The sequence below is a fragment of the Paraclostridium dentum genome, assembly GCF_048568265.1.
In the GTDB taxonomy this organism is placed as follows: Bacteria; Bacillota; Clostridia; order Peptostreptococcales; family Peptostreptococcaceae; genus Paraclostridium; species Paraclostridium dentum.
In genome coordinates this window covers 507,395-531,367 of the sequence record NZ_CP183813.1, presented here as the reverse complement: position 1 = coordinate 531,367, position 23,973 = coordinate 507,395, and the positions used below count along the sequence as shown (strand labels likewise).

Annotated in this window: 25 protein-coding genes; 2 read left to right on the top strand and 23 right to left on the bottom strand. The window is 30.1% G+C overall.

Annotated elements, in window-relative coordinates; genetic code table 11:
- Positions 1-169 precede the first annotated feature (169 nt).
- Both ACN6I1_RS02310 and ACN6I1_RS02305 read right to left on the bottom strand, forming a co-directional pair.
- Entirely contained in the window at positions 170-868 is a 699-nt protein-coding gene (locus tag ACN6I1_RS02310) for a TIGR03936 family radical SAM-associated protein (protein WP_419742586.1), read from the bottom strand.
- A 2-nt stretch (positions 869-870) separates the two neighbouring features.
- Positions 871-2,718 (bottom strand): TIGR03960 family B12-binding radical SAM protein, encoded by a 1,848-nt coding sequence (locus ACN6I1_RS02305; protein ID WP_021428656.1) that lies wholly within the window; start codon positions 2,716-2,718, stop codon positions 871-873.
- A 272-nt stretch (positions 2,719-2,990) separates the two neighbouring features.
- Between ACN6I1_RS02305 and ACN6I1_RS02300 the strand changes: the two genes are divergently transcribed.
- Positions 2,991-4,184: an FprA family A-type flavoprotein gene (locus ACN6I1_RS02300; protein WP_025162087.1), complete on the top strand. Its 1,194-nt coding sequence runs from the start codon at positions 2,991-2,993 to the stop codon at positions 4,182-4,184.
- A gap of 52 nt (positions 4,185-4,236) precedes the next feature.
- On the opposite strand, the gene mgsA is transcribed toward ACN6I1_RS02300, so the two are convergent.
- From mgsA to ACN6I1_RS02200, 20 genes are all read right to left on the bottom strand, one after another.
- Positions 4,237-4,650 carry a methylglyoxal synthase gene (gene mgsA, locus ACN6I1_RS02295; RefSeq protein WP_025161253.1) on the bottom strand — a complete coding sequence of 138 codons (414 nt, stop codon included), beginning with the start codon at positions 4,648-4,650 and terminating at the stop codon, positions 4,237-4,239.
- Between the two features lie 17 nt (positions 4,651-4,667).
- Positions 4,668-5,786 carry a rod shape-determining protein RodA gene (gene rodA / locus ACN6I1_RS02290; RefSeq protein ID WP_419742585.1) on the bottom strand — a complete coding sequence of 373 codons (1,119 nt, stop codon included), beginning with the start codon at positions 5,784-5,786 and terminating at the stop codon, positions 4,668-4,670.
- Positions 5,787-5,879: 93 nt separating this feature from the next.
- Positions 5,880-6,164: a cell division topological specificity factor MinE gene (gene minE, locus ACN6I1_RS02285; RefSeq protein WP_021428631.1), complete on the bottom strand. Its 285-nt coding sequence runs from the start codon at positions 6,162-6,164 to the stop codon at positions 5,880-5,882.
- Between the two features lie 17 nt (positions 6,165-6,181).
- On the bottom strand, positions 6,182-6,979 hold the full coding sequence (gene minD, locus ACN6I1_RS02280) for a septum site-determining protein MinD (protein WP_021432046.1): 798 nt from the start codon (positions 6,977-6,979) through the stop codon (positions 6,182-6,184).
- Between the two features lie 23 nt (positions 6,980-7,002).
- Complete coding sequence (minC, locus tag ACN6I1_RS02275) at positions 7,003-7,680, bottom strand: septum site-determining protein MinC (protein WP_021432045.1); 678 nt, start codon at positions 7,678-7,680, stop codon at positions 7,003-7,005.
- 59 nt (positions 7,681-7,739) lie between these two features.
- Positions 7,740-10,736, bottom strand: a complete 2,997-nt coding sequence (locus ACN6I1_RS02270) for a penicillin-binding transpeptidase domain-containing protein (protein ID WP_419742584.1) — start codon at positions 10,734-10,736, stop codon at positions 7,740-7,742.
- Positions 10,737-10,746: 10 nt separating this feature from the next.
- Positions 10,747-11,235: a rod shape-determining protein MreD gene (gene mreD, locus ACN6I1_RS02265; RefSeq protein WP_419742583.1), complete on the bottom strand. Its 489-nt coding sequence runs from the start codon at positions 11,233-11,235 to the stop codon at positions 10,747-10,749.
- A 15-nt stretch (positions 11,236-11,250) separates the two neighbouring features.
- The gene (mreC, locus tag ACN6I1_RS02260) at positions 11,251-12,135 is read right to left on the bottom strand and encodes a rod shape-determining protein MreC (protein WP_419742582.1); all 885 of its coding nucleotides are present in this window, start codon (positions 12,133-12,135) and stop codon (positions 11,251-11,253) included.
- Between the two features lie 18 nt (positions 12,136-12,153).
- Positions 12,154-13,227 carry a rod shape-determining protein gene (locus ACN6I1_RS02255; protein ID WP_025161249.1) on the bottom strand — a complete coding sequence of 358 codons (1,074 nt, stop codon included), beginning with the start codon at positions 13,225-13,227 and terminating at the stop codon, positions 12,154-12,156.
- A 28-nt stretch (positions 13,228-13,255) separates the two neighbouring features.
- Positions 13,256-13,915: a RadC family protein gene (gene radC, locus ACN6I1_RS02250; protein WP_025161248.1), complete on the bottom strand. Its 660-nt coding sequence runs from the start codon at positions 13,913-13,915 to the stop codon at positions 13,256-13,258.
- A 56-nt stretch (positions 13,916-13,971) separates the two neighbouring features.
- Entirely contained in the window at positions 13,972-14,550 is a 579-nt protein-coding gene (locus ACN6I1_RS02245) for a Maf family protein (RefSeq protein ID WP_419742581.1), read from the bottom strand.
- Positions 14,551-14,707: 157 nt separating this feature from the next.
- Positions 14,708-15,679, bottom strand: a complete 972-nt coding sequence (locus ACN6I1_RS02240) for an RnfABCDGE type electron transport complex subunit B (RefSeq protein WP_419742580.1) — start codon at positions 15,677-15,679, stop codon at positions 14,708-14,710.
- A 16-nt stretch (positions 15,680-15,695) separates the two neighbouring features.
- Entirely contained in the window at positions 15,696-16,271 is a 576-nt protein-coding gene (rsxA, locus tag ACN6I1_RS02235) for an electron transport complex subunit RsxA (protein ID WP_021428592.1), read from the bottom strand.
- Positions 16,272-16,282: 11 nt separating this feature from the next.
- Entirely contained in the window at positions 16,283-16,879 is a 597-nt protein-coding gene (gene rsxE / locus ACN6I1_RS02230) for an electron transport complex subunit RsxE (protein WP_053831344.1), read from the bottom strand.
- 3 nt (positions 16,880-16,882) lie between these two features.
- Positions 16,883-17,458 (bottom strand): RnfABCDGE type electron transport complex subunit G, encoded by a 576-nt coding sequence (locus ACN6I1_RS02225; protein WP_290061763.1) that lies wholly within the window; start codon positions 17,456-17,458, stop codon positions 16,883-16,885.
- Complete coding sequence (locus ACN6I1_RS02220) at positions 17,458-18,438, bottom strand: RnfABCDGE type electron transport complex subunit D (RefSeq protein WP_220797156.1); 981 nt, start codon at positions 18,436-18,438, stop codon at positions 17,458-17,460. The genes ACN6I1_RS02225 and ACN6I1_RS02220 overlap by 1 nt, the downstream gene beginning before the upstream one ends.
- A gap of 18 nt (positions 18,439-18,456) precedes the next feature.
- Positions 18,457-19,791 (bottom strand): electron transport complex subunit RsxC, encoded by a 1,335-nt coding sequence (gene rsxC, locus ACN6I1_RS02215; RefSeq protein ID WP_195945533.1) that lies wholly within the window; start codon positions 19,789-19,791, stop codon positions 18,457-18,459.
- Between the two features lie 165 nt (positions 19,792-19,956).
- Positions 19,957-20,901, bottom strand: coding sequence for an SPOR domain-containing protein (locus tag ACN6I1_RS02210; protein WP_419742579.1), 945 nt, complete (start codon positions 20,899-20,901; stop codon positions 19,957-19,959).
- 62 nt (positions 20,902-20,963) lie between these two features.
- On the bottom strand, positions 20,964-21,716 hold the full coding sequence (locus ACN6I1_RS02205; protein WP_419742578.1) for an endonuclease/exonuclease/phosphatase family protein: 753 nt from the start codon (positions 21,714-21,716) through the stop codon (positions 20,964-20,966).
- 69 nt (positions 21,717-21,785) lie between these two features.
- Positions 21,786-22,394, bottom strand: coding sequence for a hypothetical protein (locus ACN6I1_RS02200; RefSeq protein ID WP_419742577.1), 609 nt, complete (start codon positions 22,392-22,394; stop codon positions 21,786-21,788).
- A 364-nt stretch (positions 22,395-22,758) separates the two neighbouring features.
- On the opposite strand from ACN6I1_RS02200, the gene rocF reads away from it, so the two are divergent.
- On the top strand, positions 22,759-23,661 hold the full coding sequence (gene rocF / locus ACN6I1_RS02195) for an arginase (protein ID WP_419742576.1): 903 nt from the start codon (positions 22,759-22,761) through the stop codon (positions 23,659-23,661).
- Positions 23,662-23,716: 55 nt separating this feature from the next.
- Here the strand turns inward: rocF and ACN6I1_RS02190 are convergent, their stop codons facing one another.
- Positions 23,717-23,929 (bottom strand): heavy-metal-associated domain-containing protein, encoded by a 213-nt coding sequence (locus tag ACN6I1_RS02190; protein ID WP_220797161.1) that lies wholly within the window; start codon positions 23,927-23,929, stop codon positions 23,717-23,719.
- Between the last annotated feature and the right edge of the window lie 44 nt (positions 23,930-23,973).

The following is a 23,973-nucleotide window of genomic DNA, read 5'->3' as shown; positions in this document are numbered from 1 at the left end:
GAAAGCACGTCGTGTGAAGGAAACACATTTACTATCAAAATGCGAAGATTGTGCTATGTGTGTTTATGTAACACTTTACGTGCAAAACACGTCGTGTGAAGTAAACACACATACCACAATCGAGCACCCACTCTCGATATCAGAAAAGAGGTGGATATCCACCTCTTTTCTACATTGGAGTTACTAACTCTCCATCTTTAACTATATATAATTCTCTTCTTAATATATCTACATCTAATGGATCAATATCTAGTTCAAATACTTCTAACATTTTAGGTATAAATATATTAGTATTTAAATTTGCCTTAGATCCTGTAGCCATAGTTGATTCTAAAGTTATAACTCTATCTTCAACATCTATAACATCAAAGTTCTTTATCATAGGTCTGATATTAACTTCTACAGTTTTTCCTTTTTTATTTTTCTTACTTATTATAATTTCTTCTTTATTCATTAATTCTGCTACTTTAGTTTTTATAAACGCTTTAGATAGTTCTTTATCTACTTCTATCGTAAACATATATTCACCATATTCTATAGTAGATGCTAACGATGGAACTTCTTTAGTTATTTCCTTTGCATTTATAAATTTTATACCATCCGACATAGCAGTGTTTATTTTTTCCATAAACTCAGTAGCAGTTAAATCTTCTTCTATTTCAACGTCTAAGTACTCCCCTTGACTTTCTGTACCAAGTGCTAGTGCATGTCCATAACTCATCTTAGGGTGTGGGTTAAATCCTTGAGAATATGATAATTGTATTTCAGCTCTTCTAAAAGCTCTTTGTAATAATCTTTGTAAATCAAGGTGAGATATATATATCATGTCATTTTCTTTTTTAAATTTACATCTTATTATTTTACTCATAATTAGCACATCCCCTTTCCTATAGTATGAGTGTTTATTCCACATCCATTACATTTATGTCTACAATCAACTGTTACTTTTTCTTGCTTTGATTGCTCATTTTCTCTAATTAAGAACTTTTTATTAACCCCAACATCTAAATGATCCCAAGGGAATACTTCTTCATAATCTCTTTCTCTATTTGCATAGAAAGCTATTTCAAGATTATTATTTTTCATTGCTTCTTCCCATATTTCTAGCTTAAAGTGTTCAGCCCATCCATCAAACTTAGCACCAGCTTTATACGCATCGTATATAACCTTACCTAGTTTTCTATCTCCTCTAGCAATAACTGCTTCCATTAAACTAGTTTTTGAATCATGATAGTTGTATTTTATATTTCCATTTTTTAATTTTTTAACTAAATGTCTTTGCTTTTCTCTAACTTGCTCTGTAGTATCTTGTCCATGCCATTGGAATGGTGTAAAAGGCTTAGGAACAAATGTTGAAGTACTAACAGTTACTCCAAATGCTCTTCTTAATTTACCACCATTAACGTCTCTGTATATATCTATAACTTTATAAGCAAGATTTGCTATTCCATCTAAATCATCATATGTTTCAGTTGGAAGTCCTATCATAAAGTATAATTTTACACTATTCCATCCCATTTCAAATGCTTTTCTTGTAGCATTCTCTAGGTCTTCTTCTGTTACCCCTTTATTTATAACGTCTCTCATTCTTTGAGTTCCAGCTTCTGGAGCAAAAGTAAGTCCTGATTTTCTTACTTGTTGTATCTTCTCAGCTATTTCCATAGAGAAATTATCTAATCTAAGAGAAGGTAAAGATATTCCTATATTTTTAGACGCATATTCTTCTACTAAGTAATCTGTAAGTTCTGATAAATTGCTGTAATCACTTGTACTCAATGAAGATAATGATATTTCATCATATCCAGTATTCTTAACTAATTTTTCTAAAATTTCTTTTAATCTGTCTAAGCTCTTTTCTCTTATAGGTCTATATATCATACCCGCCTGACAGAATCTACATCCTCTTGTACATCCTCTAAATAATTCTAAAACTATTCTATCATGTACAGTATCTATAAATGGTACTATAAGTTTTTCTGGATACTCTACTAAATCCATATCTTTAATTATTCTTTTATGAGGGTTTTGTGGTACTCCCTCTCTATTAGCTTTAACTTCTTTTATAGTGTTATCTTCATTGTAAGATACATCATAGAATTTAGGTATATATACACCCTCTATGTTAGCTATATCTAATAAGAACTCATCTCTAGTAGTCTTATTTTTCTTCCATTCTTTATATCTATTAACTATTTCTAAGTTAACTTCTTCCCCTTCTCCTAAAACAACTATATCAACAAAATCTGCCATAGGTTCTGGATTATAAGCACAAGGTCCTCCAACTAATATAAATGGATCATCTAGCTTTCTATCTTTAGCAAGTATTTCAACTTTTGCTAAATCCATCATATTTAAAATATTAGTATATGATAATTCATATTGAAGTGTAAAAGCTAAAAAGTCAAAATTAGTTATAGCTTCTCTTGACTCTAGTGCAAATAAAGGAATATTATTTTCGCGCATTTTTTCTTCCATATCTACACTTGGAGCATATACTCTTTCACAAAATACATCTTCATCTCTATTTATAACGTCATATAATATATGACTACCTAAATGGCTCATTCCTACTTCATAAAGATCAGGGAAACAATGAGCATATCTTATAAGATTTTCATTTGTTGTATCTTTATGTATCGAATTTACTTCATTTCCTAAATATCTAGCAGGTTTTTCAACCTTTTTAAGAATCCTCTTCAAGTCTACTTTTTTATTCATAAAAATCCTCCGTAAGTTTATTTCAGTATATAAACATAAATATTATTATACACGATATACTAAGATGTATCAAAATATAATTACTTATATATTTGCAATTTGTAGTTTATTATATACAAAACTTTACTATTTTTTGTTAATATAGTATTGAGTGCAAAAGTTTTGAGAATTTTTCAAGTTTTTTGTATACAATATGTTTTAAAGTTTTATTAATGGGTATATTTTAAATATAATTACGTATTTTATTAATCACGGTTTAGGAGGAATTTTTTATGAAGGAAGCTTTTGAAATTAAAAAAGATATTTATTGGACTGGTGTTATAGATAAAGACTTAAAAATCTTTGACATCATAATGGAGACTGAATTTGGGACAACTTATAATGCTTATTTTATAGACGATGAAAAAAAAGTGTTATTTGATACTGTAAAACCAAACTTTAAAGGTGAGTTTATCGAAAAATTATCATCTTTAACAAAAATAGAAGAATTAGATTATGTTGTTATACATCATACTGAGCCAGATCATGCTGGTAGTTTAAAATATATACTTGATATAAATCCAGATGTAGAAGTTATATGTACAAATGCAGCTAAAATGTACTTAGCTGAACAAGTTAACAGACCATTTAAGTGTCATGTTATAAAAGATGGGGAAACTTTAAACATAGGTAAAAGAACTTTAAAATTCATATCTGCACCATTCTTACACTGGGCAGACACAATGTTTACTTATATAGAAGAAGATAAAACATTACTTACTTGTGATGCTTTTGGATGCCACTTTGCAAGCGTAGATCCAGATGTAATAGATAGTGAAGATTACTTAAAATCAGCTAAACACTACTTTGATTGTATAGTTAAACCATTCTCTAAGCATGTTTTAAAAGCTGTAAATAAGGTTGTTGAGTTAGGATTAGATTTTGATACTATATTAACTTCTCATGGTCCTATATTAAGTAAAGACCCTATGGCTCAAGTTAAAAGATATGTAGAATGGTCAACTGAAACTGTTAATACAACTAATCAAGACCAAGTAGCTGTATTATACTTATCAGCTTATACTAATACAAAAGTAATGGCTGAAAAAATATACGAAGGTATAAAATCAACAGGTGAAGATGCTACTTTATACGATATAGAAAATATGGATTTAGCAGAACTTCATGATGTTATGGTAATGTCTAAAGGTATATTATTTGGTTCTCCAACAATAAATAGAACTATGGTTAAACCTATGTGGGATGCTTTCTCTCTAATAGATCCTATGGCTAACCAAGGTAAATTTGCTGGAGTATTCGGATCTTATGGATGGAGTGGTGAAGGTATAACTATGGCTGAGCTACTTGTTAAAAATATGGGATTCAAGATGCCTGTTGAAACACTTAAGAAGAAATTCTTCCCAAGTGATGAAACTTTACAAGAATGTTTTGATTTCGGTGTTAAGTTCGCTGAAGCAATTAAATAAATATATAAATAAAAAAGCTATCTCAACTGAGATAGCTTTTTTATTTATATATTTACATACGCTGAGTATTTGTCTTTCTAACTTCTCTCCAAGAAAGTTCCCCTCTATCTAATGCTTTAATAAATATTTCAGCTGAAGCAAGATTAGTAGCAATAGGTACATGGTAAACATCACAAAGTCTAATTAAAGCTTGTATATCTGGCTCATGAGCTTGTGCTGTCATTGGGTCTCTTAAAAATATTACTAAATCAATATCTTGAGAAACTACTAATGACCCTATTTGTTGATCTCCTCCAAGAGGTCCTGAAGCTAATCTTTTTATCTTTAACTTAGTTTCATCTTCTATTCTTTTTCCTGTAGTTCCTGTAGCATATAATCCATAATTACATAAAATAGATTCATATCCTATACAAAATCCAACCATAGTGTTTTTCATTTCATCATGTGCTATTAATGCTATATTCATACGTCACCCCTAATATATTAGAAATTTATTTTCTTTCTTCTCATACCTACATTTAGTACAAGACCTAAGTTAGCTAAAGATGTCATAAGAGAACTTCCTCCATAACTAACAAATGGCAATGTTACTCCTGTAACAGGTATTACAGCAACCGTCATTCCTATATTCTGTATAACTTGATAAGCAAACATGCTCGCTACCCCAATAACTATTAAGGTTCCATAAAAATCCTTGGCTTCTTTTGCAATAACAATCATCCTTATTAAGAATAATCCGTATAGTAAAATTATTACAAACATTCCAATAAGACCTAATTCTTCACCTATAACAGCAAATATAAAGTCACTATCTTGAACTGGTAAGAAATCATTTTGATTTTGAGTTCCTTCATATAGCCCTTTACCTGTAGTTCCACCTGAACCTATAGCTATCATTGACTGCATAACTTGGTAGTTACCAGGTAAAGCAACATTCTCTGGGTGTAAGAAAGCATCTATTCTTATTCTTTGATGTGGCGCCATTACCATATACATAAGAGGCATAGCTATAACTATTGCTATAAGACCTCTTTTAATTATTTTATCATTAAGTCCGGCAGTAAACAACATACCTCCTATTATACAACAAAATACTATCGCCGTTCCTAAGTCTGGCTGTACAAGTAAAAGTAATATTATAGGTGCAGCATATAATGCAAGAGGCACTATATCTTTTATTGTCTTTAATTTACCTTTCTTTTCTTCAACTATCTTTGCATAACTTAGTATAAAAGTTAATTTAACTAATTCTGATGTTTGAAAATCTAAAGGCCCTACATGTAGCCAAGATCTAGCCCCTGCATTAGCCTTTCCTATTCCTGGTATCCATACTAATACTAATAGTATTACACTAACTATATATAATGCTTTGTAATATTTTCCTAAAAGGTTATAGTCAAATAATAATATTACAAATATAAGCCCCATACCAAGTAAAAATGCTATTCCTTGTTTAGTTATCTGAGCATAATTTCCTGTAGTAGTTGCATGAGTTGCACTACTTAATATAACAAGCCCAAAACCAAATATGCAAACAACTACCGCAATTAGCTTCCAATCAAGCTCTTTCATTAATTTAAACATTGATCTAAAATCAAACATGTTATCACCATCTTTCTTATTTGTGACAATACCTACGCAGTATCATTTATGTTAATGCAAAAAGGGGTTTGCTAATACGCTCCCCCCATTTTTCTATCTACTTCGTTCTTTTATATTCTTTAATGGTATGTTAGCAACTAATGCTGATATAGGACCATCTTCTTCATCACTTCTAGATTTAGCCATTTTTATTTCTAATCCGTCTTCTTCTATCTCAGCATAATTTGCAATAACTTTAAGTATATCTGACTTAATAAGGTCTAGAAGCTGTGGAGAACAGTCTATTCTATCATGCACTAAAACTAGTTTAAGCCTTTCTTTTGCTACATTCTTACTAGTTTTAGATTCATTAGAAAACATCTTAAATAAATCTAACATGAATTTATCCCCCTTCACTACTTAGCCATTCCAAACATCTTCTTAATTTTAGTTAGTATATTAGTTTCTTCTTCTACTTGCATAAGAGGTATATCTTCTCCCAAGATTCTCTTTGCAACATTTTTATATGCTTGTCCTGCATTAGATCTTGAATCTAATATTGCAGGCTCACCTTTGTTAGTAGAAACTATTATAGTTTCATCGTCAGGAACTAACCCAATTAAGTCTATAGCAAGAATTTCAACTATATCTTGTTTATCCATCATGTCTCCACGCTTAACCATTTCATTTCTAATTCTATTTATAACTAAGCGTATGTCTTTCACTTCATTTGCTTCTAAAAGTCCTATTATTCTATCTGCATCTCTAACTGCAGATATTTCAGGGTTAGTTACAACTATAGCTCTATCTGCTCCAGCTATAGCATTTTTAAATCCTTGTTCTATTCCCGCTGGACAATCTATGATTATAAAATCAAATGACTCTCTTAACTTGTCACATAAATCTTTCATTTGTTCTATAGATAGAGCATTTTTATCTCTAGTTTGAGCTGCTGGAAGTAAGTATAAATTATCAAATCTCTTATCTTTTATAAGAGCTTGCTTTAATCTACAAGTCCCCTCAACAACATCAACGATATCGTACACTATTCTATTTTCAAGACCCATTACAACATCTAAATTTCTAAGGCCTATATCAGCATCAACTACAACCGTCTTTTTATTTTCTAAACTTAAAGCAGTTCCTAAGTTTGCAGTTGTTGTAGTTTTTCCAACTCCACCTTTTCCTGATGTTATAACTATAACTTCACTCATAATACTACCCCCTCCTACATTAACTATCTATTTATTTTTTTGGGTAAATAATTTTCTATAACTATTGTTTCATTATTTGTAAATGCTATTTCAGGATTTATATCATCACGTGGCGAATATTCTTCTTCAGGCGCTTCAGCTATATAGTTTGCTATTTTTAAAACCATAGGATTTAAATTATTAGCTACTATATAAGCATTTTTATTACCCTTTGACCCTGCATGTATAAATCCTTCAACTTTACCCATTACAACTACATTTCCATATGCAATGACTTTAGCTCCTGGGCTTATATTGCCCATTACAACAGCACTTCCAGTAGCTATAACTTGACAACCTGGTTTCATATCACCCATTACAACCACATCGCCTTCGAACTCTACATTTTCTCCAGAGCGCATATTATTTACATACTTAGTATCATGATAAGCATATGGTATTTTAATTTCATCTTCTATAAACTCAATATCAAATCTTGAAGTTATATCTTCCTTTAATCGAAGTAATTCCACATCACTCAAATGATTATAATTTATAGAATAAATTTTAGCTCCATTGAAAAAACCTATAGATGTTTCTATTTTATCTATTATGCATTGTCTAATTTCTTCAAACGATGCCTTCCTTTTTACATTGATAACTATGCCTCTTTTATTTCCTTTAAATTCCACTAATTCCTCATTTGTTGCTTTAAAAGACATTTTATACCTCCAAAGCTATATCTCACTTTATATATTCTCCAATTTTTTTTCAAATCCTTCTATTTTTTTAACTGAGATGCAAAATTCATTGCATTACCATCTTGTTCTTTTGCAGCTTCTGCTTCTTTATTTGATTTTTCTTCTTTATTTTTCTTTTCATCTATTAATCCGAAATATTGTCCCATAACTTCTCTCATAGGAGGTAGCGCAAGACTACTTGAATTACCTTTAGGTAAAACTGTTACAACAGCTATCTCAGGATCATTAGCTGGAGCAAAACCTACTGACCAAGCAAATGATGGATAATCTTGTTTATATGCATCTATTTGATCATCTGTTAATTTAGGATTTAATTCTTTTATTGCTTTTCTTAAGTATCTAGCTTTTGTAGCCTCACTATTATCTGGAACAAATTCAGCTTCTGTCTTTGTATCTGTCTTTTCTTCTTTTTTACCAAATAAAGACTTACTTTCTTTTTCTTCTTTTTGTTTTTCAGCTTTTTGTTCTTTCTCAAACTCTACTTTAGCTTTTTCATTTGCTTCTTTTAAAAGTTTATTTGCTTCTTTAACAGCTTCATCTTTAGATACCCCGTATGATCCCATATGACTAATTAAATAATCATATTCATTCTCTGTAGGTATCTTACCACTTCTTTCAGCTGTACCAGTTTTTACAGCTGTCTCAATAGGGAAATTAGCAAATACACTTTTTCCTCCACCTATTTTAGCAACTTGTTTCATACCTTGAGTTAATTCCTTTAAATTATTAGGATCTTTAAAAGGTATTTTTTCAACTTTATTCGTATCTACTTTAACATCTTTAAAATCACTAGAAACAGTTTTATCAACTACAGAAGCTTCTACTAAGTTTCCTCCATTAGCTATTGCTGCAACGTATCTAGCTATTTGCGCTGGAGTATATGCATTTTCCCCTTGCCCTATAGCTAAGTTGAATGTATCTGCATCTGACCAATTTCCAAAGTTAAAGTAGTTAAATTTAGCAAAGTCAGTAATTTCTGTTATTTTATCTTCTTTAACATGAAGCTTTTCAAGTCTCTTCATAATTTCATTTCTTGAAGGATTATCTTTAGTCCAGCTTACAATTTCATTAATTCTTTCATTGTACTCATCTGGATTTTTAGCTTTTGTTATATCTGTAAAAGCATCTCTCATTTTTTTGTCTAATTCTACTCTTAGAGAGTTTTCTGTGTTTCTAAGTTTATCTTCTTTATTTGGAACTTGTCCTTTACTTTCTCCTACTTCAGATTGAAGACCAGTATTATCATTTAATCCAAATAATTTTGCATATTCTAATATTTTCTCAGGTCCTGTATCTATGCCAAGTTTTTCTTTTGACTGCCAATTATATCCAGTCCCTACAGTATAGAAATAAATGTTACAAGATTCTTGTATAGCTTTATATAAATTTGTATATCCATGGTTTGATCTACCGTGATGCCATACATAATCGGCAAATGGTCTATTTCCAAGATAAATTACCCCAGGGTCATTTATAGCATAAGTTGGACTTAAACCACCTTCTAATGCTGCCATACCTGTTACCATCTTAAATGTAGATCCTGGTTGGAATGCTCCATTTGTAACCAAGTTATTTAAAGGATTCGCCGATAAAACATCATTAGGATTCTTAGGTTGTAATTTTTCATATTCCTCAGATGATATTCCTGTTGCGAATAAATTTGGATCGTAATTAGGATAACTAGATGAAGCTAAAATGTCTCCAGTTTTAACATCAATTACTAGCATTGCTCCAGAGTCTAAATATGGAGCTGTTTTTCCTGATGTACTATAGTTTCCAAATACACTTGTAAATGTTCCACCAGCTCTTGCTGCTTTTATTATTTTTTCTAATGAATCATCAGATACCTTTTGTAAATCTTTATCTATACTAAGATATACAGTGTCTCCAGATTTTGGTTCTTTTACGTCTAACTCTTTACTAACTCTACCAACAGAGTCAACCTCAACCTTTTTGTATCCATCTTCACCTTTTAACTTATCTTCATAGTATCTTTCGATACCTGTTTTTCCTACTATGTCACTTTTGCTATATCTTGTGTCTCCATCTTCTTGCTTTTTAGCAAGTTCATCTTCTGAAATTTTACCCATAGTACCTAGAGTATGAGATGCTAGGCTCTTCTCAGGGTACTCCCTAACTGGTTCTTTCGCTACCGATACTCCCGGGAATTCTATAGCTCTTTCTTCTATTTCAGATATAGTTTTTTCATTTACATCTTTTGCTATTGTTACAGGTTTATATTGAACAAACCCTTGAGATTTAAGTGCATCTCTAACAATCATAATTTTCCTAGCATCTGTATTAGATAAGCTGCCAGGTATTTCATAATATTTTCTAATTTCTTTGAATGCATTTTTTGCATTAATGTTTATATTATCTATCTTGTATGCTTTTAACCAGTCTTCTTTATTTCTTTGCTCCGTAAACTTCCAGTCTTTAACTAAAATTGGAGGATATATTCCTACAGAGTTTAACTTTTTTTGAATTTCAGCTGGTTCTAAATTTCTTACAGATGATTCTATTTTATTTTCCTTTATAGCTTTATCAACTATATAGTAAAAAGTCTCTTTAGCGTTTAATTCCAATGGAACTTCATTTTCCAATTTATAATCTCTTATTTTCTTATCAAATGTATAGAAGTACTTTCCATTTTCTACGTATATAGGAAATTCATCTATAAATTCCTCTTTATTTTTTTCTAATAAATTGATTAGTTCCAATGAAATTTCATTAGCTTTAGTTTTTCCACTTTTATCTTTTTTGTTAACTCCATCATTTGATATGTGAATTGTGAAAGAGTTTCTGTTAGAAGCTAATGTACGACCATATCTATCTTTTATTTCTCCTCTCGGAGCTTTTATTGGAATTTCTTTATATGTTTTATTACTAGCTAATTCATTATAATGCTCATGCTTAAATGTCGTCATGTATATAATTTTTGCAAGTATAATACAAAGAACTACAATAATTATATACTTTATTATATCAAGCCTATCAAATCTTTTATTTTCATCCATTTAATCACCACTAATCTTTTTTCAATTTAAGGATTGACCCCTTGAAAATATAATAAAAAATTAAGCTTCCTATACTATTTACAAGTGGTACTGTACATATCCCTTTAATGAAGATATGTAAAATATCATAAGTTTGGTATACTGTCCCTAAAAGAACTATATTTACAATAGAATCTATTAAACTAGTTATAAAAACTAATGCAAAAACAGTTATATAGCTATTTTTATATATCTTATCGTTTAAATTGCTTATTCCATATGCTATTATAGCTAAAATTAAAGCATTAACCCCAAATATACTGCCTAAAGCTATATCTTTTACAAACCCTAATAAAACAGCTATTGTAACAGCTTCTATATCATCTAAGTACAATGATATTATAGTAATATATATTAGAAGAAAGTTTACGCTAACTCCAAGTATATCAACATAATTAGTAATACTGCCCTCTACTATAACTATCAAAACACCAATAAGAAAAAGTAATATTCTTTTCATTTGTAGTTTCTCCTTCTAATTTATATTTCTTGGTTCGATAACTACAACATCATCAATGTTTTTGAAGTCAGCATATGGTTTTACTATTATATTTTTTAAACCTTTGTTCTTGTCATCAATAACTTTTTCCACTGTTCCAATAGGTATTGATTGTGGATATAGACCTAGCCCAGATGTCACAACAACATCTCCTGGAAGTACATCATATGAAGTTGAGAACATATAACCTTCTAATAAACCTTCTGCTTTATAATTTTTGTTTTCATTTGCTTCCTGACTTATTACACCTTTGCTTTTAGGATCTTTTAGTAATTGAAAGCTTACTGATGATTTTGTATCTAATAAAGAAATAGCTTTACTATAGTTATCAGAAACTTCGTAAACAACACCGACCAATCCATTTCCTCCAACTACAACACTATCTTTTTTAACTCCGTCATTCTTTCCTGCACCTATTACAAATGACTTATACCAATTTCCGTCATTTTTACCTACTACTTGTGCACTTATCATATTTTTTTTGTATTTTTCATCTATAAAGTTTAGTGATTTTTTTAAACTTTGTAGAGATTGAGCACTTGATGATTCTTCTTTTAAATTAATTATTTCTTGTTTTAATTTTTCATTTTCTTTTTCTAACTTATCAACTTTATTTGCGTTTTCTTTAAATTTAAATATGTTACTTGTACCGTCTTTAATAAAACTAAACCCTTTGTTTAAGTTGCTCTCAATTGCTGATATCGAACTTAATACAACGCCACTTCCTTTGATTCCACCTTTAGAATATCTGCCTATTGATATTCCTACAATTCCAATTAAAGTGATAGCAACCCCTATAGTTGCTACCACTTTAACGTTATATTTTCTATTATTTTTTTTCTTATTATTATTTAGTTTCACCCTATCACCAACTTTAAATTATCTTCTACTGTTATTCATCATTAATACTTTTTCAAATATTTCTTGATCTTCTACAGATTTTCCAGTACCTAACGCAACGCAGTCTAAAGGATTTTCAGCTATATGGACAGGCATTCCAGTTTGCTCTTTTACTAACTTGTCAAGCCCTCTAAGTAAAGCTCCACCTCCAGTTAGCATTATTCCGTTTTCCATTATATCTGAAGATAATTCTGGTGGAGTTTTTTCTAAAGTTGATTTAATTGCATCTACTATTGATGTTATAGGCTCTTTTAAAGCTTCTCTAACTTGAGATGATGATATGTGCTCAGTCTTAGGAAGTCCAGATATTAAATCTCTACCTCTTATTTGCATAGTTTCTTCTGAGTCATCTTTAAATGTTGATCCGATTTGTATTTTTACATCTTCTGCAGTTCTTTCACCTATCATTAAGTTGTATTCTTTCTTAACGTAGTTAACTATAGACTCGTCAAACTCGTCTCCACCTATTCTTATAGATTTAGCAGTAACTATACCACCTAAAGATATTACAGCTATCTCTGTAGTACCTCCACCTATATCTACGACCATGTTTCCTTCTGGTTCTTCAACTCTAAGTCCAGCTCCTATTGCAGCTGCCATAGGCTCTTCTATAAGATATGCATCTCTTGCTCCTGCTTGTCTAGCAGCTTCTTCTATAGCTCTTTTTTCTACTTCTGTTACACCGAAAGGTACACAGATTGCTATTCTTGGGCTAACTACACCTTTATTAGATGCTGCTTTTTTAATAAAGTAACTTAACATCGCTTGAGTAACATCAAAATCTGCTATAACTCCGTCTTTCATAGGTCTTATAGCTACTATATTTCCAGGTGTTCTACCTATCATTTTCTTAGCTTCTTCTCCTACTGCTAAGACAGATTTGCTGTCATCTCTTATAGCTACAACAGATGGTTCTCTAACTACGATACCTTGTCCTTTTATATAAACTAATGTATTTGCTGTTCCTAAATCTATTCCCATGTCCTTAGACATTTTATTAAATCCAAATAAAGATTTGAATCCTTTTTTCTCTTTCTTTTCTTTCTTTGCCATAATTTCAAGCTCCTTTCACATATATCCATCAAATTATCATATTTTCCTTAAAACTGTAATAAAGCCCATCACCTATTATTATATGGTCTATGACTTCAATACCTATTAATTCGCCACATTTTACTAATCTAGACGTTACATTCTTATCTTCACGAGATGGTTCTATACTTCCTGATGGATGGTTATGCATAAGAATAATTTTATTACTACTTCTTTTTATAGCTTCTCTAAACACTTCTCTCGGATGAACCACTGACATGTTAAGAGTCCCTATAGAAACATCAATATCACATATTATTTCGTTTTTTGTATTCAAAAGAATCGTTTTAAAAACCTCTTTATTTAAATACCGTAAACTATCCATGTAATATTTATAAATATCCCATGGGTTTGTGATTTTATATTTTGTAGGTTTTGCACTCGCTATTCTTATACCTAATTCTAAAGATGCTTTTATTTGCGCTGCTTTAGATAGCCCTATGCCATCAATTTCACATAACTCTTGTATAGTTATGTCTTTTAACCATCTTATTCCTTGTCGATCTTTATTTATTATATAATTTGCTAATTCTAAAACACTTTGTTTTTTAGTTCCTGTCCTCAAAATGATTGCTAATAATTCAGCATTAGATAAGCTTTTTTCTCCTTGTGTAAGCATTTTTTCTCTAGGTCTTTCTTCTAATGCCATCTCCTTTACACTAATACATAAACTTGATGACCCCATAAAAAATTACCTCCCTAGATTTATTTAAAAAGATTTATATTGAAATTTATTTTAAGGATATCACTTAACTTTGATATTGGTAACCCAACTATATTAAAATAATCTCCCTTTATTTCTTCAACTAGTAGAGCTCCATATCCCTGTATCCCGTAAGATCCAGCTTTATCTAAACACTCTTTAGTACTTATGTAATCCTTTATATCTTGGTCAGTTAATTTTTTAAATTTAACATTACTTATAGCATAGTCCACTATCTTTTTTTCATTTTCTAAGTTTACTATGCTCATTCCTGTTATTACTTGATGTTCTCTATTTGATAATTTGCTTAACGTATTAAAAGCTTCTTCTTCATTTTTAGGTTTCCCTAAAATTTCATTGTCTAAAACAACAATAGTGTCAGCTCCAATAACTAAATCACTTAGATTATTTTGAGCAACACTCATACATTTTTCAAATGCTAGTCTTAAAACTAGTTGTATAGGCTCCTCATTTTCAAATATTCTTTCATCTATATCGCTAGTTATGACAGAAAATTGAAGATTTGTATTTTCTAAAATTTCTTTTCTTCTAGGCGATCCTGATGCCAATATTATATTCATTAATTCACCTCTTTTTTGATACTTATTTAGTTTATCATTATATTGTAAAAAATTCAACGTTAATGTCGAACGTTTTTGTTACACTCTAGTTACAATTTTTATTTTTTCTAAAAAAATAGGAGATATGGAAAATATCCATATCTCTATAATATCCACATTATAAAATTTTAATAGCCTTTTTAGGACATTTTTGAACACATAGGTGACATCCTACACATTTGTCTGTATCTACCTTATGCTTTTCTTTTAACTCTCCTGAAATTGCATCAAACTTACATTGTTTTTTACATATAGTACAACCTACACACTTATCTTCTTCAATTGTAACTTTTTTTCTATCATTTAAATTACCCTTTATAGCTTTGGTTGGACATTTCTCAACGCAAATCATACATTGTACGCATTTACTATAATCTATTTTAGCTATTTTATCTTCTACATGTATAGCATCAAATGGACATGATTTTGCACATATTCCACAACCTATACATCCTACACTACACTTATCTTTTACTGTTTTCCCAAAATCTTTACTGTTACAAGATACAAATACTTTGTTTTTAACAGGTTTTTCAGTTATTAATCCCTTAGGACAAATATCCATACACTTACCACAAAGCACACATTTTTCTTCATCTATAACAGCTACTCCATCTATCAATTTAATTGCATCAAACTGACAAACACTTACACATGTTCCAAGTCCTAAACATCCATATTTACAATCTTTAGAACCTCCATTTAAAGCACTTGCTGCTCTACAATCATTTATGCCTTCATATAAATATTTTTCTTTTGAAACAGAGCAATTTCCGCTACATATAATATTAGCTACTTTCTTTTCCCCTGCTTCTGATGATACACCCATTATCTCTCCTATTTTAGCTGCACATTCGCTACCTCCAACAGGACAACCATTTACAGGTGCATTTCCTTCAACTATAGCACTTGCTAAACCTCCACATCCTGGGAATCCACATCCTCCACAGTTTGCTCCAGGTAATACTTCAAGTATTGATTCTACTCTTTCATCAACTTCAACCGCAAACTTCTTAGAAGCATACGCTAAAATTGCTCCAAATATTAACCCCATTACACCTAAAACTAAAATTGAATTAATTATAGCCAATTATCTCACCCCTAACTTATAGCTTTATAAGCCCTGCAAAGCCTAAAAATGCTATAGACATTAAACTTGCTGATATTAGTGTTATTGGAAATCCTTTAAAGCTTTCAGGAATATCTGCTAATTCTAATCTTTCTCTTATCCCTGCAAATAAAACTATAGCTAAAGTAAATCCTACACCTGCTCCAAATCCATTTACCATAGTTTCAACTAAGTTATATCCATTTTGAACATTAACTAAAGCTATACCTAAAACTGCACAGTTTGTAGTTATAAGGGGTAAAAATACTCCTAGTGCTTGGTATAAAGATGGACTCATTTTTTGTATTACCATTTCAACAAACTGAACTATAGATGCTATTACTAATATAAACGCTATTGTTTGTAAAAATTGATTATTAGTTATTTCTAATATTTTTTGTACGAAATATGTTATAAAAGATGCTAGAGTTAAAACAAATGTAACTGCAACACCCATTCCTACTGCTGTATCTACTTTTTTAGAAACTCCCAAGAATGGACAAATACCTAAAAACTGAGATGTTATAACATTGTTAACTAATACAACACTTAAAAATAAAAGTATTAAATTCATATATATCCCTCCTAATTAGCTTTCTTATCTTTTAATTTATTAAACCCTGCAAGTAAAAATCCTAATGTTAGGAAAGCTCCTGGCGGTAATATAAATAATAAAGCTGGTTGGAAAGATGCTCCAAATAGTGCAAATCCAAATAAACTACCATTTCCAAGTATTTCTCTTATTGCTCCTAATGCTGTTAATGATAACGCAAATCCAAGACCCATACCTAATCCGTCAGCCGCTGACTCAACTGGTTTATTTTTAGATGCAAAACTTTCTGCACGAGCTAATATTATACAGTTAACAACTATTAATGGTATAAATAACCCTAGTGCCTTATCAAGTGCTGGAATATATGCTTTAAGCAACATTCCAACCATAGTAACAAATGTTGCGATTACTACTACGAAAGCTGGTATTCTTATCTTAGATGGCACAACTTTTCTCATCATCGATATAGCCACGTTTGAACAAATTAGCACTGCTGTAGTAGAAAGACCCATTCCTAATCCATTTATAGCTGAAGTTGTAACTGCTAATGTAGGACACATACCTATTACTTGAACAAGCGTTGGGTTTTCATCTATTAATCCATTTTTAATTATTTTTCCTAAACCCATGTTTTATTCCCCCGTTCCATTAATTGATATAAGTTTTTGTTCATATACATCCATAGCTGCATTTACACCAGCTGTTACAGCTTTAGAAGTTATAGTTGCTCCAGATATAGCCACTATATCATTTTCATTGCTAGCATTTCCCTTTACTATGTTTAATGGAGTTTTAGTGCTTTTACCATTATATTGATCTTTAAATGAAGGATCTGCTGACTTTGATCCAAGTCCTGGTGTTTCTGAATGGTTACCTATTTTTACTCCTGAGATTTTACCATCATTAGAAATTCCAACCATAACTTCAACTTTACCTCCATAACCTTTAGGTGTTGTCTTTATAGTATATCCAACTACTTCTCCACCTTTTGTACCTTGGTAAACTTCTTCTATTAAATCACCCTTTACATCTTTTACTTCATTAAATTCTTCAGCTACTTGAAGAACTTCTTGTCTAGATTCATTATTAGCTTGAATATTTCTTTGTTCTATAACTGGTGCAGTTATATTATTTGTTAAGCTTAGCATAAGTGATGCTACCGCACATATTACAAATAATATAGCCCCTAATCTAAATATATCCTTCATTATTTAGCCACCTCCCCAAATACTCTTGGTCTAGTGTATTTATCAATAAGAGGAGTCATTACGTTTACAAATAGTATAGAGTAAGATACTCCTTCTGGATAACCTCCATAAAGTCTTATTACTGTAGTTATAACTCCTGCTACTATTGCATATATAATTTGACCTTTTTTAGTCATAGGAGAAGTTGTATAGTCTGTAAGCATAAAGAATGCTCCTAACATAAGTCCTCCAGCTACCATTTGATACATTACAAACTCAAAATTAAATCCACCTAATATAAACATTAATATTGCTACTGTAGCTATATAAAACACAGGAATTACGTAATTGATTATACCTTTGTACATTAAGTATAATCCCCCTAATATAAGTAATATCGCAGATGTTTCACCTATACATCCACCTATATTACCTACAAACATATCAAAAAGGCTTACTCCACCACTGTTTAATACATTTATACCTTCAGCTCCTGCTTTTAATGCAGCTAACGGTGTTGCTGTTGTAACTGCGTCTAAATTACCTGAATTAACCCAGTTTACTCCAGTTTTTGTCCATGTAGTCATAGCTACTGGAAATGATGCTAGTAAGAATGCTCTTGCCCCTAATGCAGGGTTTATAAAGTTATTTCCTATTCCACCAAATACCACTTTTACAATTATTATTGCAAATGCTGAACCTGCTAAACACATCCACCATGGAAGAGATGCAGGAACGTTGAATGCCAATAATAATCCTGTTACGACTGCTGAGTAGTCGCCAATAGTAGATTCTTTTTTGCTTATTTTTTGGCATATCCATTCAAAGCCTACAGCTCCTAATATGCACCAAAACATTACGTTAATAGCACTCAATCTAAAGAAATATATCCCAGCTAACGCTGCAGGTAAAAGAGCTATTATAACTTGTTTCATTATATATGATGTATCTTCATTACTTCTCACATGTGGAGAAGATGACACTATTAGTTTATTATCCATCATATTTCCCCCTAACTTTTACTTATTTGATTGCTTTCTTTTTAATGCAATTATTTCTTTTTTAGCTACTCTAATTGATTGAAGTAGAGGTCTTCTTGCTGGACATATAAATGAACATGATCCACACTCTATACAATCTAGCGCTCTAAATTTTTCAGATGATTCAAAATCTCCTTTTAAGCTATACGCACTTATGTATAACGGTTGTAAAAATGCTGGACAGACATCTAGACACTTACCACATCTTAAACAGTTATTAGGTTTAGGAATAGTCGCTTCAGCTTCATCTAGACATAATATTCCTGATGTACCCTTATTAGTAGGTATGTTTGTAGTGTATTGAGCTATCCCCATCATAGGTCCACCCATTATTATTTTTCCAACTTTTTTATCAGTTTTAAGTCCTCCACACTCTTCTATAATTTCAGAGAAAAGTGTACCTACTTTAGTTACAAGATTTTTTGGTTCTTGTATACAATTTCCAGTTATAGTTGTTATCCTTTCTACAAGAGGCATACCTGTTTTTATAGTTTTTGCTATTTGTGCAGCTGTACCTACATTGTTTACAACAGCTCCTGCATCCATTGGAAGTCCACCTGATGGTACTTCTCTATTTGTGCAAGCATATATAAGTTGTTTTTCTGCCCCTTGAGGGTATTTAACTTCAAGACCTACAACTTCTATATTATTTATTTGGCTTGCCACTTTTGTAATAGCCTCTATTGCATCTGGCTTATTTACTTCTATTCCTATGTAACCCTTATCTACGTTTAATGCCTTCATAAGAACTTGTAATCCAAATACAACATCTTCTGGATTTTCAATCATTAATCTGTGATCTGCCGTTAAATATGGCTCACATTCTGCTCCATTTAATATGACAAAATCTATCTTTTTATCTGGAGGTGGAGAAATTTTTACATGTGTTGGGAATGTAGCTCCTCCCATTCCAACAATGCCTGCTTCTTTGATACTTTCTATTATTTCTTCTTTTGTTAAACTTTCTAAACTTCCTTTAGGCTTCACGCTTTCGTGTACAGTATTTTTGAAATCGTTTTCTATTATTACACATGTGCTTACTCCCCCAGGAACGTCAATATCTTTTATTCCTATTACTGTTCCTGACACTGATGAATGAATGTTTGCAGATACAAAACCTTGCATTTCACCAATCTTTTGACCTACACAAACCACATCACCTAATTTTACTATAGGTTTTGCTGGTGCTCCTATATGTTGTTGCATTGAAATGTATACAACTTTAGGATCTTTAGCTTTTTCTAGCGGTTTGTTGTTGGTATACTCTTTTCTGTATGGAGGATGTATCCCTCCTTTGAAAGTTAAGAGCTTCATACTTCTACCCCCTTATGGCTTAATTTAAACTTTTTTCTATTATAAGTATACTATATCCATAGTAATATTTTAACAATCGTTAAAATATTATCTTACTTTTAATCTAAAAAATTACTTTTTTCTAGAATCTTTTCAAAATAAAAAAAGTTGTTTTTTAAACAACTTTTAAATAGATTTAATAGAATTTATAAAGCTATAATATCCTTGCATAGATGACATTAGTAAACTTTCACTTATATTAAATTGGTCTTTTTCTACCATTTCCATGCTATTTTTTGATTTATCTTTTACAGACTCTGTATACTTTAGTAGATTTTCCTTAAATCCTTTCATTCCATCATAATCAATATCTTTTGCATTTTTTTCTATTTTATCTAAAATAGATATCCTATTATTAATTATATTTTTATAGTTTTCTTTATCTATATTACTTTCATTTTTATCCCATACTTTAGATTCTTCTTCAAAGTTAGTTATTAAATTATTTAACTCCCCACAGATACTTTCTACATAAGAATACTTTTCTGTATACTGCAAGCTAAGCATAGGTATTTCTAATTTAGTTACGAAAGCATCTGGAAAATCTTTTTTTAATGTCTCTAAATTCTTTCTGCTTTCTTCTTCTTTAAATGAAGGATATGTTTGAACCTTTTGAACTTTGTCTACTTCAACAGTAGAAAATGGTACTTTTAATTCACTTAATTTATTTTGTATTTGCTTTAACTCTTCTTCATTATCTATTGCAGCTATTTGAATTGAATATATTCCCCAGTCTTTAACAGTTGCTACTTTTGCATTTTCATTACTAACATTTGATACTTCTTGTTCTTTTTTCACTTCTTTATCCTTACTTTTATCTTCTGTTTTTGCTTCTGTTTTCGAATCATCACTTTTTTCTAACAAGTCTTTATATGAAAATTCTTTAAATCCTAACTCTTTTTTATTGAAAATATTTAAACTGCTTATCTTTTCTGTAAAACTAAAATCAGATTTTTTTATAAAAAATGCTCCTCCTGCTAATACAACTACAACTAGTCCTACAGTTATACCTTTTGATATATGGTTTCTTCTTCTATTCATACCTCTATAGATATTTCTTCTCTTATTCATTAGTTTGTCCCCCCGTTTAAATATATTTACTAATATATATTCAACAAAAAAATGATTTATTCCTAAATTTTAAACTTTGATACTATAGGATAATGATCTGACATATTTTTCATTAATACATCGTAATCTATAACTTCAATATCTGGTGAAACTAAAATATAGTCAATTCTATCTAATGCAGTTGAAAATGTTAACGTGTTATCTTTATTCACTTTTGTTGCTGCATCTTTAAAAATGTCTTCATTTATATTCATATTGCCATCATTAAAATCTCCCACAACTATGTATGGATCCTCTAAGCTTTTAACAAAAGCTTCTACTTCTTTTAGTTGTTTCTCTCTCTCTGTATCATTTAGCCCTAAGTGTAAATTTATGATATTTAATTTTCTTCCAAATCCTAATTTAACCACGGTGTGTAGCATTCCCCTTTGCTCCGTTTTGCTGCTTAAATATATATGGTTTTGGCTTATTATTTTGTATTTAGAGTATGTTGCAAGTCCATAATTTGCACCTAATTTAACTACATTTGCTCCAAAATGAGAATACATATCCAAATCTTCTTTTAAACTGCTTACTTGAAATCCTGCTTTTGCTGATTCATTTACTTCTTGTAAACATATAATGTCTGCATTTTCTATTCTTAAAAAATCAATTATATCAAATAAACTGGGAAACATATCTTTATTTAAACCACTATGTATATTATAACTAACTATTTTCACTTCCTTTTTTGGTGTAAATTTATTCACTTCTAAAAAGCAACTTCCAATAACTATTATAATTATAAAGATTATAGCCCATAGCTTTTTTATCATTTTGTAATCATCCCCTAAATCTAATTGATTCTAGTTGTTAAAAAACTTAAGACGCTAATATATAGCGCCTTAGTTTTTAATTTTACTTAGTTTATCCTTTATTATGCAGTTTATAACTTTTTTTCTTATATCTTCTGCACCTTCTTCTTCTTTAGTATCTATATTTAGGATTTTTGCAATAGACTTCATATCATTTCTTGCCCTTGACTTATAATTTTCAATTAGATAATTTTTAATTTTTTCTGGCTCTAATATATAAGTGCTGTTTTTCTTTGTATAGTATATATATTTTTTATTGTAATAACCTTTATTTTCATATATATTAGTCGATACTTTTTTTAACAGTATCTTATATGATTGCTTCGCATTTACATTCATTCCTAAATGTCTAGCAAATTTTATTAACTCTGCTTTTGATTTGAAAATTTCTTCGCCTTTAATTATTTTTGCAATCTCACTTATATTTTGTTGATATGCTCCTCTTTTTAAAGTTTTTATATATGTTTGTACATTTAAATCTTCATCATGAAACTCACTTATACTTTCATCTATAACCGAATTTATCTTACCTTCAATATACCTCAAAGCCCCTTTATTAGAGGTTGAGCCTTGAAATTCTTTTTGGGTCATATCAAGTATAATTTTTTTTAGGTCCTCATTATGTTCTATAGGCTCCATGATATCCCCCCCTTTGATACTTATATTATATTCAATCAATCAATAAAAGTTTCTTTTTATAAGTATTATATAGTTTTATATATGTATTAATCTCATATTATATATCTGTTAATATAATTTTTATTTTAATATTTATGTATATATTTTTCTTATTTGTCAAATAATATTAATGTAAATCAAACATACTCAATCTCCCCAATTTAGACTTCTATTATTTCCCCCAATAGAAGTCTTTTTTTTTACGATTAATGAAATTGAATTTGATAGAATAAATAAAACTAAATTTTTATTTATTTGGGTTTTCTCAAAAGCATTATGGTAAAATATAACACGGGTAGAGATTAGATATACAGGAGGGTTAGTCATGAATATAAATATTATAGGAGTACCTACATTTTATGGTTGTGATAAATTAGGACCTCAATTAGGTCCTGATAAATTAAGAGAAAAAGGAATCATACAAACAATAAAAAAGTATAACCACCAAGTTTATGATCTTGGTAATTTATATGTTGAAAGTGTTGATGAAAGCGAAAAATTTGCTTCTCACTCTGATATGAAGTACTTTAAACCATTATTAGATATAAACACCAATCTTGCACACGCTGTAAATACATCTTTAAAAACTGGATATTTTCCACTTATAGTTGGTGGTGACCACTCTATAGCTCTTGGAAGTATTTCTGGTGTTAGTGAATATTTTGATAAAAAATTTGCAGTAGTATGGTTTGATGCTCATGGAGATATAAATACATTTGAAACATCCGAATCTAAAAATGTACACGGTATGCCATTGGCTTCTTTAATGGGATATGGTCATAGTGAATTAAAAAACTTATATACTGAAAATATTAAGATATCAGAAGATAACGTTTATCATATAGGCGGTAGAGATATAGATTCTGGAGAAAAAGAGTTTATTCAAAATACAAATATGAATATGTACTATCCTGAAGATCTAGCTAATAAAGGGTTAGATTCTATAATAAGTTGTATTTTATCTAGTTTACATAGTAAAAATATACAAGCAATACATATTAGCTTTGATTTAGATTTTATAGATTCTCAATATGTACCTGGTACTGGAACTAGAGTTGAGAATGGTTTTACCGTTGATGAATCTAAGTATCTTCTTGCTAAACTTTTAGAATCAGGTTTAGTTAAGTCAATGGATTTAGTTGAACTTAATCCATCATTAGATAAAGATGATATTACCGCTGACATAGCCATCGATATAGTAGACACAGTTTTCAAAAACTTAAAATAGATATATTATTCTTAATCATAAAAAAATACCAGTAGTTTCCTACTGGTATTTTTATTTATTCTATTCCTTTTAACTCATACCCTAAATCATCTATTACTTCTTTTATCATCTCATCAGATACATTATCATTTACTTCAACTAAAGCACATTTATTTTCTAAACTTACATCTATTACTTCTAAACCTTTTATATCTTCTTGTAGAGCTTCTTTAAGATGTCTCACACAATTCATACAACTCATTCCATCTACTAATAATTTTTTTCTCATATGTTGTCACCTCTGTATTTTAAAAATCTTAATTCTTATATACC

What these genes read in the sequence shown, in the direction of transcription:
- ACN6I1_RS02310 (WP_419742586.1), bottom strand. Translation starts at nt 868, where the DNA reads ATGAGTAAAATAATAAGATGTAAATTTAAAAAAGAAAATGACATGATA.
- ACN6I1_RS02305 (WP_021428656.1), bottom strand. Translation starts at nt 2,718, where the DNA reads ATGAATAAAAAAGTAGACTTGAAGAGGATTCTTAAAAAGGTTGAAAAA.
- ACN6I1_RS02300 (WP_025162087.1), top strand. Translation starts at nt 2,991, where the DNA reads ATGAAGGAAGCTTTTGAAATTAAAAAAGATATTTATTGGACTGGTGTT.
- mgsA (WP_025161253.1), bottom strand. Translation starts at nt 4,650, where the DNA reads ATGAATATAGCATTAATAGCACATGATGAAATGAAAAACACTATGGTT.
- rodA (WP_419742585.1), bottom strand. Translation starts at nt 5,786, where the DNA reads ATGTTTGATTTTAGATCAATGTTTAAATTAATGAAAGAGCTTGATTGG.
- minE (WP_021428631.1), bottom strand. Translation starts at nt 6,164, where the DNA reads ATGTTAGATTTATTTAAGATGTTTTCTAATGAATCTAAAACTAGTAAG.
- minD (WP_021432046.1), bottom strand. Translation starts at nt 6,979, where the DNA reads ATGAGTGAAGTTATAGTTATAACATCAGGAAAAGGTGGAGTTGGAAAA.
- minC (WP_021432045.1), bottom strand. Translation starts at nt 7,680, where the DNA reads ATGTCTTTTAAAGCAACAAATGAGGAATTAGTGGAATTTAAAGGAAAT.
- ACN6I1_RS02270 (WP_419742584.1), bottom strand. Translation starts at nt 10,736, where the DNA reads ATGGATGAAAATAAAAGATTTGATAGGCTTGATATAATAAAGTATATA.
- mreD (WP_419742583.1), bottom strand. Translation starts at nt 11,235, where the DNA reads ATGAAAAGAATATTACTTTTTCTTATTGGTGTTTTGATAGTTATAGTA.
- ACN6I1_RS02255 (WP_025161249.1), bottom strand. Translation starts at nt 13,227, where the DNA reads ATGGCAAAGAAAGAAAAGAAAGAGAAAAAAGGATTCAAATCTTTATTT.
- radC (WP_025161248.1), bottom strand. Translation starts at nt 13,915, where the DNA reads ATGGCATTAGAAGAAAGACCTAGAGAAAAAATGCTTACACAAGGAGAA.
- ACN6I1_RS02245 (WP_419742581.1), bottom strand. Translation starts at nt 14,550, where the DNA reads ATGAATATAATATTGGCATCAGGATCGCCTAGAAGAAAAGAAATTTTA.
- rsxA (WP_021428592.1), bottom strand. Translation starts at nt 16,271, where the DNA reads ATGAATTTAATACTTTTATTTTTAAGTGTTGTATTAGTTAACAATGTT.
- rsxE (WP_053831344.1), bottom strand. Translation starts at nt 16,879, where the DNA reads ATGGGTTTAGGAAAAATAATTAAAAATGGATTAATAGATGAAAACCCA.
- ACN6I1_RS02225 (WP_290061763.1), bottom strand. Translation starts at nt 17,458, where the DNA reads ATGAAGGATATATTTAGATTAGGGGCTATATTATTTGTAATATGTGCG.
- ACN6I1_RS02220 (WP_220797156.1), bottom strand. Translation starts at nt 18,438, where the DNA reads ATGGATAATAAACTAATAGTGTCATCTTCTCCACATGTGAGAAGTAAT.
- rsxC (WP_195945533.1), bottom strand. Translation starts at nt 19,791, where the DNA reads ATGAAGCTCTTAACTTTCAAAGGAGGGATACATCCTCCATACAGAAAA.
- ACN6I1_RS02210 (WP_419742579.1), bottom strand. Translation starts at nt 20,901, where the DNA reads ATGAATAAGAGAAGAAATATCTATAGAGGTATGAATAGAAGAAGAAAC.
- ACN6I1_RS02205 (WP_419742578.1), bottom strand. Translation starts at nt 21,716, where the DNA reads ATGATAAAAAAGCTATGGGCTATAATCTTTATAATTATAATAGTTATT.
- ACN6I1_RS02200 (WP_419742577.1), bottom strand. Translation starts at nt 22,394, where the DNA reads ATGGAGCCTATAGAACATAATGAGGACCTAAAAAAAATTATACTTGAT.
- rocF (WP_419742576.1), top strand. Translation starts at nt 22,759, where the DNA reads ATGAATATAAATATTATAGGAGTACCTACATTTTATGGTTGTGATAAA.
- ACN6I1_RS02190 (WP_220797161.1), bottom strand. Translation starts at nt 23,929, where the DNA reads ATGAGAAAAAAATTATTAGTAGATGGAATGAGTTGTATGAATTGTGTG.